Here is a 13870-nt window from a genome sequence, read left to right on the forward strand (position 1 = left end):
CAATGCTGCCAGAGCTTGTTGCAGTTCGCCTGTTGAGACGATGACGAACGTGTGACAGCTTGCTACGATGCGCCGTCACGCAGGGTGGTTGCCTGTCACGCCTTCGGTTCCTGCCCCGCTCCACCCGATGTCGGGATTCGGCACCCGCAGGGGTGTGAGGAATGCCGCAGCACGCTACTTCTGAAGTAGTATTGATGTCATGTCGATGCCCTTGGAGTCGGTGCCGTTCTCCGAGCTGCTGCGCCAGCCGACGGAAACCGCCGAACGGCTGGCCCGTACCCGGGCGCTGCGGCTCCGTCGCCGCGACGCCGCCGACCTGGTGCTGATGTCCGCCGAACGGGCTGAAGCCGAGGGGGAGGTGGTCGACCTGACCGCGCGTCTGCTGGCCGGCCTGGCACGGCGAGAGCCGGCCCTGGTCCGGGAGACACTTCCGACAGTGCTGCCCTGGATGCGGTTCCTGCCGCAGGGGGACGTCGAGCAGATGACGGACGAGTTCATCGCCACGGCCGAGGCCGCAGCGGCTGTCGGCAGCACCGCGGCGGTGTCCCAGCTGCTCACCGAATGGCGGCACACGGCTGAGGTGCACGCCGATCCCGACCTGCATCGGATTCTGGCCGCGCCCAGCGCCGACGACTTCGGGCCGGTCACGCGCCCGATCGACGAGTGAGTGCGAAGCGCGGCGACCGCGCCGCCCCGCCACCCCGGCCCGGCGGGTACGCCCTGCGGTTCGCCACGAACGACGCGGCGAAGGGCTGGGAGGAACTGTGCCGGCAGGCCGCGGCCAACACGCGCGGCGCGTTCGACGCGATCGAGGCGCACCCGTGCCCGTCTCCGCCGAACAGCCGCCAGCACCCCCTCAAGGGCTCCCTCGCCACAGCCGTGCACAACGGGCGGTCACTGCCGCAGTGGCAGTACGAGGTCACCGCCGGCGGCCGTGTCTGGTACCTGGTCGACGACCAGACCCGAACCTGCTGGATCAAGCACGCCGGAACCGGCCATCCCAGAGCCACCGATTGACCGCAGTGCGTTCGGGCCCCCGTCCCTTGAGGGACGAGGGCCCGAACGGGTCAGTGCTCCGTCTGGCTACGCGGTGCGGGCCACGCCGACCGGGCAGCTCAGCCCGTTCGGTCCGTGGTTGCAGTAGCCGTTCGGGTTCTTCGTCGGCGCCAGGTACTGCTGGTGGTAGTCCTCGGCGAAGTAGTAGTCGCCGAGCGGGGCGATCTCGGTGGTGATCTCACCCTTGCCGGCCCGGGCCACGATCGGCGCGAACGCGTCCCGCGACGCCTTCGCGGCGGCGGCCTGCTCGTCGGTGGTGGTGTAGATCGCCGAGCGGTACTGGGTGCCCACGTCGTTGCCCTGGCGCATGCCCTGGGTCGGGTCGTGGTTCTCCCAGAAGACCTTCAGCAGATCCTCGTAGGCGATCTTCGACGGGTCGTAGACCACCTGGACCACCTCGGCGTGCCCGGTCATGCCCGAGCAGACCTCCTCGTACGTCGGGTTGGTGGTGTACCCGCCCGCGTAACCGGCGGACGTGGTGATCACGCCGGGGAGGGTCCAGAACAGCCGCTCGGCGCCCCAGAAGCAGCCCATGCCGAAGACGGCGACCTGCGCGCCCTCGGGGAACGGGCCCTTCAGCGAGGACGGAAGCACCTCGTGCCGGTCGGCGATCGGCATCGCGATCGGGCGGCCCGGCAGGGCCTGGTCAGGAGAGATCATCTCGGCCTTCATGCGGCGGAGGAACACGGTGGGACTCCTCTCTTGGCTTTCCCAGCGTGTGCAACAGCGTCGGCCCCCGGTTCCTTACCCGCCCACGCCGGCGTCAGGCCAGCGCCGCCGAGATCCGCCCGGCGAACTCCGTCGCCTCGGCGTCGTCGGCGTAGCGCGTACGCGGCCAGAAGAAGCCGCGCAGCCCGTCGCCCTTGGTCCGGGGCACCACGTGGGTGTGCAGGTGCGGCACGGACTGGGACACCCGGTTGTTCATCGCCACGAACGTCCCACCGGAGCCCAGACCGGTCTCCACCGCCACGGCGATCCGTTGCACCAGCCGGAAGTAGCCGGGCAGCGCGTCGGCCGGCAGGTCGGACAGGGTGACCAGGTGGGTGTGGGGCACCACGAGCACGTGGCCCTTGAACACCGGCCGGGTGTCGAGGAACGCGACCCCGTCCGGCTCGTCGGTCACCTGGAACGCCGGCACCTCGCCCGCCACGATCCCGCAGAACACACACCCGCTCACGAGCCCACCCTAGGCCCGACCCGCCCACCCCACCTCCGGGCGAGCGTGATCATGAGGTTGGCGGCGACAAATCGGACCGCCGGCACCGCTAACCTCATGATCGGCGCGAAACTGGGCGGGTCAGGAGCGGTCGAGGTAGGCGTCCCAGTCGTCTTCGGGGATGCCGGTGGGCCGGTCTACGTGGCCAGTCCTGGCGGAGCAGCGCAGCGTTGACGTATCTCATGATGTCGTCCCGCTGGCCGCAGTCCAGCAGGAGGCAGTAGAGGGTCAGCCGCTCACCTGGGTCACCCACGTCATAGCCGGCGGGGCCCGACCACGCGAGGCGCACGGGCAAGCTGACCCGCCCCGACCGTGGGCCGCTCAGGAGATCCAGCGAGGCCGGGATCCGGTCGGCGACGCCGTGCAGGCGAGAGGGGAGCGCCTCGGTCGAATCACCGGACCAGTACGGCCGACCGCCCCGACACCTTCGCGCTTGTGACTCGCACCGGGTTGCCGGGAGCGGGACCGGGCGGGGGACTAACGTCTGCGGCATGAGCCACGGCTTCGAGACACTCGCCATCCACGCCGGTCAGGACCCGGAGGCCCGCACCGGTGCGGTGATCCCGCCGATCTACCAGACCAGCACGTACGCCCAGGACGCCGTCGGCGCGCCCCGCGAGGGCTACGAGTACAGCCGCTCCGGCAACCCCACCCGGGACGCGCTCCAGGAGTGCCTGGCCGCGCTGGAGGGCGGCCCGGTGGCGCTCGCCTTCGCCAGCGGGCTGGCCGCCGAGGACACGCTGCTGCGGACCGTCTGCAAGCCGGGCGACCACGTGGTGATCCCGGACGACGCGTACGGCGGCACGTACCGGCTGTTCGCCAAGGTGGCCGAGCGCTGGGGCCTCGCGTACACCCCGGCGAAGGTCTCCGACCCGGACGCCGTGCGGGCCGCGATCCGCCCGGGCACCACCCGGATCGTCTGGGTGGAGACGCCGACCAACCCGCTGCTCGGCATCGCCGACATCGCCGCGCTCGCCGCGGTGGCGCACGACGCCGGCGCGCTGCTGGTGGTCGACAACACGTTCGCGTCGCCGTACCTGCAGCAGCCGATCGCGTTCGGCGCGGACGTGGTGGTGCACTCCACCACCAAGTACGTCGGCGGACACTCCGACGTGGTCGGTGGCGCGCTCGTCGCGGCGGACCGCACGCTCGGCGAGGAACTGCGCTACCACCAGAACGCGATGGGCGCGGTCAACGGGCCGTTCGACGCCTGGCTCACGCTGCGCGGCATCAAGACCCTCGGGGTACGGATGGACCGGCACTGCGACAACGCCGAGCGGATCGCGGCCTACCTGGACGGACACGCCAAGGTCGCCCAGGTCGTCTACCCGGGTCTGCCGTCGCACCCCGGCCACGAGGTGGCCGCCAAGCAGATGCGCCGGTTCGGCGGCATGATCTCGTTCCGCGCGGCGGGCGGCGAGGAGCACGCCGTCCAGATCTGCAACCGGGCCCGGTTGTTCGTGCTCGCCGAGTCGCTGGGCGGCGTCGAGTCCCTGATCGAGCACCCGGGCCGGATGACACACGCGAGTGCTGCGGGCTCGCCGCTTGAAGTTCCCGGCGATCTCGTGCGACTGTCTGTCGGCATCGAGACGGTCGACGACCTGCTCGCCGATCTGGAGCAGGCCCTGGGCTGACCGCTGGTTGGGGAGGGTGGCAGTGCCGGACATCTTGCCGACGACCTGGGTCGGGACGACCGCGAAACAGATCGCCCGGGCGGTACGCCGTGGCGACGTCTCCGCCACCCAGGTCGTCGCCGACCACCTGGACCACGTCGCCCGGGTGGATCCCGAGCTGGGCGCGTTCCGCGCGGTACGCGGCGGTGAGGCGATCACCGAGGCGGAGAAGGTCGACGAGCAGGAGGAACTGGCGAACCTGCCGCTCGCCGGGGTGCCGGTGGCGGTCAAGGAGAACACGCCGGTGGCCGGCCTGCCCACCTGGAACGGGTCGGCCGCGATGCGTACGCCGGTGGCGGAGGCCGACCACGAGGTGGTCCGGCGGCTGCGCGGCGCCGGCGCGGTGATCCTCGGTGTCACGCGGATGCCGGAGCTGGGGCTGTGGGCCCTCACCGACGACGACACCGCTGTCACCCGCAACCCGTGGGATCCGGCGCGTACCCCGGGTGGTTCGTCCGGTGGCGCGGCCGCGGCGGTGGCCGCCGGGCTGGTGCCGATGGCCCACGGCAACGACGGCCTCGGGTCGATCCGCATCCCGGCGGCCTGCTGCGGCCTGGTCGGGCTCAAGCCCGGCCGGGGCGTGGTGCCCTGCCAGCTCGGCGCGGACGACTGGTTCGGCCTCACCGAGCACGGCATGCTCACCAGCACCGTCGCCGACGCGGTGGTCGGCTTCTCGGTGCTGGCCGGCCGCCGGCCGGACAAGCTGGTCCCGCCGGAGCGGCTGCGGGTGGGCGTCTCGCTGCGCTCGCCGGTACGTGGCGTCTCGCCGGACGCGCCGAACCGGGACGCGGTCGCCGCCGCCGGCCGGCTGCTGGCCGCGGCCGGGCACGACACCGTGCCCGCCGACCCGGTCTACCCGACCCGGCTCGGCCTCCAGGGCATCGCCACCTGGTTCGCGGCGGCCGCCGCCGACGCGCGCGCCGCCGGAGTGGCGCCGCGCCGGCTCCAGCGCCGCAGCCGCCGGCACGTCACGCTCGGCGACTGGGCACAGCGCCGTGGGTACGTGCGGGAGGCCGACCGGGCCGCCTGGCGCGAACGGTCGGTGCACTTCTTCGCGGACAACTCGATCGACCTGCTGCTCACCCCGGCGCTGGCCGGGCCGCCGCCGGAGGCCGCCGGCTGGTCCGGCCGCTCCTGGCTGGCGAACATGTCGACGAACATCAGGTACGCCCCGTACGCGGCGCCGTGGAACATCGCCGGGCTGCCGTCGATAGTGGTGCCGGTCGGCCGCCGCCCGGACGGCCTGCCGGTGGGCGTGCAGTTCGTCGGCCCGCCCGGCTCGGAACTGTTGCTGCTCGGCGTGGCCGGCCAGTTCGAGATGCAGGCGCCGTGGGCCCGGCACGCGCCCGGCTATCCCCGCGTCGGAACGGGGTCGCCGGCCAGCGCGTGATCGTCTAGCGTGTGCGCACCCTGTCGCGCACACCATCTCGGACGGTCCCCGATGAACTGCCAGACCTGCGGGAACCCCACGTCCCCGGCCTTCGAGGAGTGCCGGCGTTGCGGCACCCGAGTCGGTCAGCCCGCCGTGAGCCCCGGCGTGCCCACGTACGGCGTGCGCGGTCTGGCCGTGGCCGGCGCGTTCGCGGTCGGCGCCGCCACCCTGTGCTACCTGCTCACCGCCCTGTTCCCGCTGGTGGGTGCCCGGCTGGCCCGCTCGGCCGCCGAGCAGCTCGACCGGGACGTGCTGCTCGGCGCGGTGCTGGCCGAGGTGCTGTTCTCGCTGCCGTACCTGCTCGCCCTGCTGACCGCCGGGACGCTCGTGGTGATCTGGACGTGGCGGGCGCGCAAGAACCTGGACGCGTTCCCGGGCGCGGTGCCGAACCTGAGCCCGGCGTGGGCCATCGCCGGGTGGCTGGTGCCGCTGGCCAACTTCGTCGTACCGGCCCGGGTGCTCGCCGACCTGCTCCGCAACAGCGTGTGGCAGCGCCGCCAGTCGTGGCTGGTCGGGGTGTGGTGGGTGAGCTGGCTGGTGTTCCTGATCGGTGACCGGTTCGTCGCGCGGGCCGAGCAGCAGCGCTACGACCGGCTGACCGAGCTGCCCCGCAACGACGCGGAGTTCGCCACGTACGTGCGCTTCTACGAGGACGCGCTCGCGCCCCGGCTGGTGCCGGCGGTGGCCTGCCTGGTCGCCGGGATCGCGTTCGTCGTGCTGATCCGCCGGATCTCCGCCGCCCAGCAGGACCGGCTCGCGCGGGCCGTGCCCGTGTGGCCGGGGCAGCCGGGCTGGCCCGGTCAGTCCGCCTGGCCCGGCGAACCGGGCCGGCCCGCGCCCGCCGCGCCGATGCCGGTTGCGCCGACGTCGCCGCAGGTTCCGCCCACCCCGGGTGGCACGATCGGGGCATGACGGAACTGGTCGGCCTCGCCGACGTACAGGCCGCGCGGGAGCTGCTCGCCGGGGTCACCCGTACCACCCCGCTGGAGCCGTCCCGGCCGCTCAGCGCCGCGCTCGGCGGGCCGGTCTGGCTCAAGTGCGAGAACCTCCAGCGCGCCGGGTCGTACAAGGTGCGCGGCGCGTACGTGCGGATCTCCCGGCTCTCGGCCGAGGAGCGGGCCCGCGGTGTGGTCGCGGCGAGCGCCGGCAACCACGCCCAGGGGGTGGCGCTCGCCGCCGGGCTGGTCGGCGCGCACGCCACCGTCTTCATGCCGGTGAACGCGCCGCTGCCGAAGGTCGCCGCGACGAAAGGGTACGGCGCGCAGATCGAGCTGGTCGGCAACACGGTGGACGAGTCGCTCGTCGCGGCGCAGACGTTCGCCGAGCGGACCGGAGCGGTGTTCATCCACCCGTTCGACCACGCGGACGTGATCGCCGGTCAGGGCACCGTGGCGCTGGAGATCCTGGAACAGTGCCCGGAGGTGCGCACCATCGTGACCGGGGTGGGCGGCGGCGGGCTCGTCTCGGGCATGGCGGTGGCGGCCAAGGCGCTGCGTCCCGACGTACGCGTGATCGGGGTCCAGGCGGCGAGCGCCGCCGCCTTCCCGCCCTCGCTGCGGGCCGGCGAGCCGCTGCGGCTGCCCTCGTTCGCGACGATCGCCGACGGCATCGCCGTGGGCCGTCCGGGCGAGCTGACCTTCACGCATGTCCGCAAGCTGGTCGACGACGTGGTGACGGTCTCCGAGGAGGACATCTCCCGGGCGCTGCTGATGCTGCTGGAACGCGGCAAGCAGGTCGTCGAGCCGGCCGGCGCGGTCGGCGTGGCGGCGCTGCTGGCCGGCGCGGTGGAGGTGACCGCGCCGGTCGTCGCGGTGCTCTCCGGCGGCAACATCGACCCGCTGCTCATGCTCCGGGTGATCGAGCACGGCCTGGCGGCGGCGGGGCGGTTCCTGCGGATCACCGTGCGCTGCACGGACCGGCCCGGCCAGCTCGCCTCCCTGCTGGGCGAGATCGCCGAGCACCGGGCCAACGTGGTGGACGTGGTGCACCAGCGCGCCAACCCGCACCTGCGCCTCGGCGAGGTGGAGGTGGCCCTGTCGGTGGAGACCCGCGGGGTGGAGCACTCGGACACGCTGATCAGCGCGCTGCGGGCCAGCGGCTACCAGGTGGTCTTCACCGGCGAGGGCTGAGCCCTCGGCGGAACGCGAACGCCCCGGCCGGATGATCCGGTCGGGGCGTTCGGGTGTGCGGCTCGGGTCCGAGGAGGGCCTGTCAGCCTCGGTCGGGTTCGGGACCCGAGCCATCCGGCGCGGGTCCGGAGGGGTCAGCCGCTGTACGGCTCGAAGGAGACGATGGTCACCTTGATATCGGCGCCGCTGGGCGCCGTGTAGGTGCAGGTCTGCCCCGCCTTGCCGCCGAGGATGGCCTTGCCGAGCGCGGACTCGGGGCTGTAGACCGTGAGGTCGGTGGTGGAGGCGATCTCCCGGGAGCCGAGCAGGAAGGTCTCGCTGTCATCGGCGTCGTCGTCGAAGTAGATCTTCACGACCATGCCCGGCGACACCGCGTCGGCGTCCGGCGCCTCGCCGACCTTGGCGGTGCGCAGCAGCTCCTTGAGGTAGAGAATGCGGCCCTCGGCCTTGCCCTGCTCCTCGCGGGCGGCGTGGTAGCCGCCGTTCTCCCGCAGGTCGCCCTCCTCGCGCCGGGCGTTGATCTCGGCGGCGATGACCGGCCGGTTGGCGATCAGCTCGTCGAGCTCGGCCTGCAGACGGTCGTAGGCGTCCTGGGACAGCCAGGTGGCGGGCGCCTCGTTTCCATTTGTGGACACAGGCGGTCTCCTCGATTGGTGCGGACTGGCTGACAGGTGAACTTGCAAGGCTACCAGTGCGGGTCGCGTCGAGGTGTGATCAATCACCCCGGGTGCCGGCGGCGGGACCGGGGTGCGGTGGCCGGCGACTCGCCGGCGGGCCGGCTCAGCCGGCGGGCCGGCAGCGCAGGACCTCGCCGATGAACGGCCGGGCGCTCGTGGGCACCTCCTGCCGGGTCCGGATGTGGCGCTGGCCGGGCTCCGCGGTCACGGTGGCCTCGGCGCTGCCCACCTGGGCCCCGTCGTGGGAGCGGGCCCGCAGCAGACAGGTGGCGGAGCCACCCGGGGGTACGGTGACCCGGAAGTCGACGATCACCCGGGAGTCGGTGATGTCGGAGTAGCTGATCATCTCGCCCTGGTACTCCGGGTCGCCGTACTGGTAGTAGAGCTTCGCCGCGCCCAGCCCGAGGACGGCGAGCATGACCGTCACCGTCAGGGCGAGCAGGACCGGCCGGCGGCGCCCCGGCTCCCGGCGGCGGCCGTAGCGGCCCGGCGGGAAGACCGGCGCCTTCGCGGCGACTGTGGCGTGCGTCTCGCTCACCGGCGGGTATCTCCTGGCGTTGTTGTCGGCGGCATCGGCAAGAATGGCTAGGTCCATCTTCCCAGCCCGGCGCTGAGTCAAGGATGGCAGGTCGGCCTGGACCGGCGGGCGTGGCCCTGGCCACTCCGGTGGCGGCCCCCGACCGGCCGTCACGGGGGCTTTCGCGGGCGCGGGGGGAGATTCCGGCAGGTCAGCCGGTCGGCCCCGGGGGCCGGTCGGCGGGCACAGACGAGGAGCGCCGAAGGTGGCAGAACAGCTGCGTCTCATGGCGGTGCACGCCCATCCCGACGACGAGTCGAGCAAGGGCGCCGCCACCATGGCGAAATACGTCGCCGAGGGGGTGGACGTCCTGGTCGTCACCGCCACCGGTGGCGAGCGGGGCAGTGTCCTCAACCCCAAGATGGACCGCCCCGACGTCTGGGCGAACATCGGTGACATCCGGCGGGCCGAGATGGACGCCGCCCGGGCCATCCTCGGCGTCGAGCAGGCGTGGCTCGGCTTCGTCGACTCCGGCCTGCCCGAGGGCGACCCGCTGCCGCCGCTGCCGGAGGGCTGCTTCGCCCTCCAGGACGTGGACGTCGCCGCCGCGCCGCTGGTGCGCCTGATGCGGCAGTTCCGCCCGCACGTCGTCACCACGTACGACGAGGAGGGCGGCTACCCGCACCCCGACCACATCATGACCCACAAGGTCACCGTGGCGGCGTTCGACGCGGCCGGTGACCCGGACCGCCACCCCGAGCTGGGCGAGCCGTGGCAGCCGCTGAAGCTCTACTACGACGTGGGCTTCTCCCGCGCCAAGATCATGAGCTTGCACGAGGCGGTGCTCGCCGCCGGGCTCGAGTCGCCGTACGGCGAGTGGATGAAGCGCTGGGACGAGCGCCCCGACAAGGGCGCCCGGATCACCACCCGGGTCGAGTGCGCCGACTACTTCCCGGTCCGCGACGACGCGCTGCGCGCGCACGCCACCCAGATCGACCCGGACGGCTTCTGGTTCCAGGTGCCGATGGAACTGCAGAAGCACGCCTGGCCGACGGAGGACTTCCAACTCGCCCGCTCGCTGGTCGACAGCCCGCTGCCCGAGTCCGACCTGTTCGCCGGCGTACGAGAGGCGTGCCGTGCCCACTGACCCGGCCGGGGTCTACCCTGGTGCTCAGTCGCACATCGGAGGAACACCATGCTGACCACCGTCGAGGTGCTCGCGCAGAACAACTTCGGTGACACCCGTACGGGTGGTCTGGCCGGTCCGATGGGCCTGTTCCTCATCGTCGCGCTGGCCACCGTCACCGTCCTGCTGATCCGCAACATGAACGCCCGGCTGCGCCGGCTGCCCGACCGCTTCCCGCAGCAGGGCACCCCGGGCCGGGCCGATTCCGCAGTCGCCGATCCGACAGACGGGCTCGTCGAGCAGGATTCACCGACGAACGCCCCCAACGGCTCCCAGCAGGGTCGGAACAGCTGAGCACCGCGTGAATCACGTCGAAGCCGGTCGTCGCCCCCTGTTGCGACCACCGGCTTTGGCTTAGCCTTCCGCCGGGGGGACCGTCAGGCCCCGGGACCCTGCGCGGAAGGGGGACGCCGATGTCGATGGCAGCACCGGCCCCCGACCATGCCCCGGCCCGACGCGTCGACGGGGCGGCCCCGTGACCACCGAGCCGGCCGACCGTTCCCCCGACCGGATCGGCCTGCGCGGGACACCGGTGGGCGTCGTCCTGCTCACCGTCGCGGTCGCGCTGACCGGCCTGCTCGCCGCCGTGCTGGGCCTCACCGTCCCGTCGCACCTGCCGGCCGACGACTCGCTGCCCGGTGCGGCGCGGTTCGGCATCGCCGTTGTCGCGTTCGCGGTGGCCCAGCTCGCCCGGCTGCGCTTCCGCAGCGCTTCGGGCATGGTGAGCATCACCTGGGGCGAGGCCGCGCTCGTGGTCTGCCTCTGGCTGGTGCCTGCCGGCTGGCTCCCGGCCGCCGCCCTGCTGGGCGTGGGCACCGCCTGGACCGTGATGTCGCTTGTCTCCGACCGTCGTCCCGCGCTGGAACTGGTGGGGATCGCCGGTTCGCTCACCGCCGCCACCGCGCTCGCCGCCGCGGTGGCCACCGCGCTCGGCCCGCCGCTGCTCGCCGCGCCCACGCCGGAGCTGGCGCTCACGCTCACCGCCGCCGCGGTGACGTACCTGCTCACCACCGCCTTCCTGGGCGCGGTCACGCTCGCCCTGCGGCACGGCATCGCGATCGGGCCGCCGCTGCTCGCCGCACTGCGCGGCAAGCTGCTCATGTTCGTCGGCAACGTGGCGGTCGGCCTGGTGGTCGTCGCGCTGCTCGAACTCGACGCGCGCTGGCTGCTGCTCCTGCCGCCGCCGCTCTGGCTGCTCCAGCAGACGTACCGCCACCGGCTCCGCGCCGACCAGGAGCGGCGTACGTGGCGGGCGTTCGCCGAGGCCACCGCCGCACTCAACCAGCTCGACGAGCGCGGCGTGGCGACCGCTGCGGTGACCGGCGCGCTCACCCTGTTCGGCGCGGAACTGGTCGAGGTCGACGTGGCCCGGGGCGAGGGCCGCTGGCGCCGCTACCGGGCCGACCGCGGCGGGCAGGTACGCGACCGGGAGGTGGAGCCGTCGGCCGGCGCCGACGCCGCGGAGCACGAGCTGGTGCGCCGCCTCGCGGTGGGATCCGCCGACGTCGGCCGCCTGCGGGTGCGGTTCGCCCGGTCCGCCCCGCCGAGCGCCCGGGAACGCGACGGCGTGGCGGCCTTCGGGGACGCGCTGGCCGCCGCCCTGCACGACGCCGCCACGCACCGGGAGCTGCGGCTGGTCACCGCCCGATCGTCGTACGACGCGGTGCACGACCAGCTCACCGGGCTGCTCAACCGGGCGGCGCTGCTCGCCAAGGGGGACCAGGCGCTGCGGCAGCGCGCCCACGACCACCCGGTGGCCCTGCTGCTGCTCGACGTGAACCAGTTCAAGGAGGTCAACGACACGCTCGGGCACTCGGCGGGCGACCAGCTGCTGCGGCTGACCTCCAACCGGCTCGCCGCGCTGACCCGGCCGGGTGACCTGCTCGGGCGCCTCGGCGGCGACGAGTTCGCCCTGCTGCTCACCTCGGTGCCGCTGGTCGAGGAGCGGACCGCCCCGCTGGCGTACGCGCTGCGCCAGGCCCGGGAGGTCGCCGAGCGCCTCGCCGCGCCGACCGAGGTGGCCGGGGTACGGATGTCCGTCGAGGTGGCGGTGGGCGTCGTGGTGGCCGACGCGGGCGCGGCCGACCTGACCGAACTGCTGCGGCGCGCCGACATCGCCATGTACCAGGCGAAGGAGGGCGGCGGCAGCGTCGCCGCGTACGACAGCTCCCGCGACGCGGCGAGCACCGACCACCTGGCGCTGCTCGCGGAGATGCGGGAGGCGCTGGCCGCCGACGACCAGCTGGTGCTGGCGTTGCAGCCGGCGGTGGACCTGGCGACCGGCGCGCCGACCGGGGTGGAGGCGCTGATCCGGTGGCGGCATCCGCGCCGGGGCTGGCTCGGCCCGGCCGACTTCATCCGCCCGGTGGAGAACAGCGAGCAGCTCGGCAGCTTCACCCGGTACGTGCTGGACAAGGCGCTGGCGGTCGCCGCCGGGTGGGCGCGGGACGGGCTGGACATCCCGATCTCGGTGAACCTGTCCGCGCGCAGCCTGCTCGACCCGCGGCTGCCCGCCGAGATCGACGAGGCGCTGCGCCGTCACCAGGTGCCGCCGCACCGGCTGGTCCTGGAGATCACCGAGACGGTGGTGATGAGCGAGCTGGAGGTCATCGACGAGGTGCTGGCCACGCTGCGGGGCATGGGCGTGCAGCTCGCCGTCGACGACTTCGGCACCGGGTTCTCGTCGCTGACGTTCCTCACCCGGATCGCGGTGGACGAGTTGAAGGTGGACCGCTCGTTCGTGCTCCGGATGGCCGACTCGCCGGAGGCGGCGGCGATCGTCCGGACCACCGTGGGGCTGGCCCACGAGCTGGGGCTGCGGGTGGTGGCCGAGGGCGTGGAGACCGCCGAGCAGCGCACCGCGCTGGCCGAACTGGGCTGCACCGCCGCCCAGGGCTACCACTTCTTCAAGCCGATGCCGGCCGACAAGATCTCCGCGGTGCTCGGATCGCTGCGCGACGGCGCCCGCGGCAACGTGGTCCCGCTGCGCGCGGACGGCGCCTCCTGACCCGTCCGTCTACCGTGGACGGGGCAGCGGAGACGCCCGGCCGGTCCTAGGCTGCTGACACGGCGGGCGCGGCAGGCGTCCCCGCTGACGTCCACACGGGGAGGACGACGATGAGACGTTCCTGGCGACGGATCCTGCTCGCCTCGACCATGGCGCTGACCACCGGCGCTGCCGGCCTGGTCATGTCCGCTCCGGCGCAGGCCCGGCCGGCGGAGTCCTGGTCGTTCGCCGTCACCGGCGAGCCGGGTGATCCGATCACCGCCGGCAACTCCTACTCCTACAGCTCCGCGGCACCGACGCCCGGCGACGAGATGAACGCGTGGGGCCACGGCCAGCAGCACTTCGGGATGGAGTTCTGGAGCGACACCGACAACACCTGGCGTCTGGGCATCTCCGCCCCGGCCGGTCAGACGCTGAAGGCGGGTGACACCTACCAGAACGTCAGCCAGCCGGTCTACGGGAGCGACGCGGCCAGCCTGCAGCTCTACAACGGCGGTTGGGGGCGCTCCTGCGCGCAGAGCACCGGTTCGTTCACGGTCCTGCACGCCGACTGGGGCCCGTTCGACTACGTCGAGCGCTTCGACGCCACCTTCGAGATCCGGTGCGAGGGCGCGGCCGGCAGCCTGCGTGGCGAGATCCACATCGGGAACCCGCCGCCGCTGCCGGCACTCGACGTCACACTGACCGTCGATCCGGTGGCGACGGTGGACAAGAAGGGCATCGCCACCGTCCGCGGGTCGATCACCTGCACCCGGGCGGATTCCTTCTCCATCGCGGGCGAGCTGGTCCAGGAGCAGAAGAAGGCGGGCATGGTGCGCGGCTACTTCTCACCCCACATCCCGTGCGTTCCGGGTCAGGTGGTGCCGTGGTCGGCCACCACCTACCCGGCCGACGTCAAGTTCCAGCGCGGCACCGCCCAGGCGGTCAGCGAGATCCTGGTCCGCGACTTCGAGTACTGGAACGAGTTCACCGTGCGG

Annotated in this window: 14 protein-coding genes; 10 read left to right on the plus strand and 4 right to left on the minus strand. The window is 73.1% G+C overall.

What is annotated here, in order from left to right; all coding sequences use genetic code 11:
• Positions 1-199: 199 nt before the first annotated feature.
• Positions 200-667 carry a hypothetical protein gene (locus ACPCK6_RS24640; RefSeq protein ID WP_396879975.1) on the plus strand — a complete coding sequence of 156 codons (468 nt, stop codon included), beginning with the start codon at positions 200-202 and terminating at the stop codon, positions 665-667.
• Positions 664-1017, plus strand: a complete 354-nt coding sequence (locus ACPCK6_RS24645) for a hypothetical protein (protein ID WP_423482355.1) — start codon at positions 664-666, stop codon at positions 1015-1017. The genes ACPCK6_RS24640 and ACPCK6_RS24645 overlap by 4 nt, the downstream gene beginning before the upstream one ends.
• A 66-nt stretch (positions 1018-1083) precedes the next feature.
• Here the strand turns inward: ACPCK6_RS24645 and msrA are convergent, their stop codons facing one another.
• Together msrA and ACPCK6_RS24655 are read right to left on the minus strand one after the other, a co-directional pair.
• Positions 1084-1743 carry a peptide-methionine (S)-S-oxide reductase MsrA gene (msrA, locus tag ACPCK6_RS24650; protein WP_302904092.1) on the minus strand — a complete coding sequence of 220 codons (660 nt, stop codon included), beginning with the start codon at positions 1741-1743 and terminating at the stop codon, positions 1084-1086.
• Between the two features lie 76 nt (positions 1744-1819).
• The gene (locus ACPCK6_RS24655) at positions 1820-2233 is read right to left on the minus strand and encodes an HIT family protein (RefSeq protein ID WP_423482356.1); all 414 of its coding nucleotides are present in this window, start codon (positions 2231-2233) and stop codon (positions 1820-1822) included.
• A gap of 530 nt (positions 2234-2763) precedes the next feature.
• Between ACPCK6_RS24655 and ACPCK6_RS24660 the strand changes: the two genes are divergently transcribed.
• The 4 genes from ACPCK6_RS24660 (at position 2764) to ilvA (ending at position 7506) form a co-directional block, all read left to right on the plus strand.
• Entirely contained in the window at positions 2764-3906 is a 1143-nt protein-coding gene (locus ACPCK6_RS24660) for a cystathionine gamma-synthase (RefSeq protein ID WP_423482357.1), read from the plus strand.
• 16 nt (positions 3907-3922) lie between these two features.
• Positions 3923-5335, plus strand: a complete 1413-nt coding sequence (locus ACPCK6_RS24665) for an amidase (RefSeq protein ID WP_423482358.1) — start codon at positions 3923-3925, stop codon at positions 5333-5335.
• 147 nt (positions 5336-5482) lie between these two features.
• Complete coding sequence (locus ACPCK6_RS24670; protein ID WP_423482359.1) at positions 5483-6289, plus strand: DUF4328 domain-containing protein; 807 nt, start codon at positions 5483-5485, stop codon at positions 6287-6289.
• Positions 6286-7506, plus strand: a complete 1221-nt coding sequence (gene ilvA, locus ACPCK6_RS24675) for a threonine ammonia-lyase (protein ID WP_194798525.1) — start codon at positions 6286-6288, stop codon at positions 7504-7506. The genes ACPCK6_RS24670 and ilvA overlap by 4 nt, the downstream gene beginning before the upstream one ends.
• 134 nt (positions 7507-7640) lie before the next feature.
• On the opposite strand, the gene greA is transcribed toward ilvA, so the two are convergent.
• Positions 7641-8141: a transcription elongation factor GreA gene (gene greA / locus ACPCK6_RS24680; RefSeq protein ID WP_018787521.1), complete on the minus strand. Its 501-nt coding sequence runs from the start codon at positions 8139-8141 to the stop codon at positions 7641-7643.
• 145 nt (positions 8142-8286) lie between these two features.
• A complete protein-coding gene (locus ACPCK6_RS24685; RefSeq protein ID WP_194798524.1) occupies positions 8287-8721 on the minus strand; it encodes a DUF4307 domain-containing protein in 435 nt (144 codons plus the stop codon).
• Positions 8722-8965: 244 nt separating this feature from the next.
• Between ACPCK6_RS24685 and mca the strand changes: the two genes are divergently transcribed.
• The 4 genes from mca to ACPCK6_RS24705 all read left to right on the plus strand — a co-directional run.
• Positions 8966-9847, plus strand: coding sequence for a mycothiol conjugate amidase Mca (gene mca, locus ACPCK6_RS24690; RefSeq protein ID WP_396879980.1), 882 nt, complete (start codon positions 8966-8968; stop codon positions 9845-9847).
• A gap of 48 nt (positions 9848-9895) precedes the next feature.
• A complete protein-coding gene (locus ACPCK6_RS24695; RefSeq protein WP_194798523.1) occupies positions 9896-10180 on the plus strand; it encodes a hypothetical protein in 285 nt (94 codons plus the stop codon).
• Positions 10181-10397: 217 nt separating this feature from the next.
• On the plus strand, positions 10398-12893 hold the full coding sequence (locus ACPCK6_RS24700) for a putative bifunctional diguanylate cyclase/phosphodiesterase (RefSeq protein WP_396880398.1): 2496 nt from the start codon (positions 10398-10400) through the stop codon (positions 12891-12893).
• Between the two features lie 110 nt (positions 12894-13003).
• Positions 13004-13870 (plus strand): hypothetical protein (locus ACPCK6_RS24705; protein WP_423482360.1); only part of this gene is annotated, 867 nt, incomplete at its 3' end.

Origin of the sequence: Micromonospora sp. AB353, from assembly GCF_049538395.1 — a bacterium.
Classification (GTDB): domain Bacteria; phylum Actinomycetota; class Actinomycetes; order Mycobacteriales; family Micromonosporaceae; genus Micromonospora; species Micromonospora aurantiaca.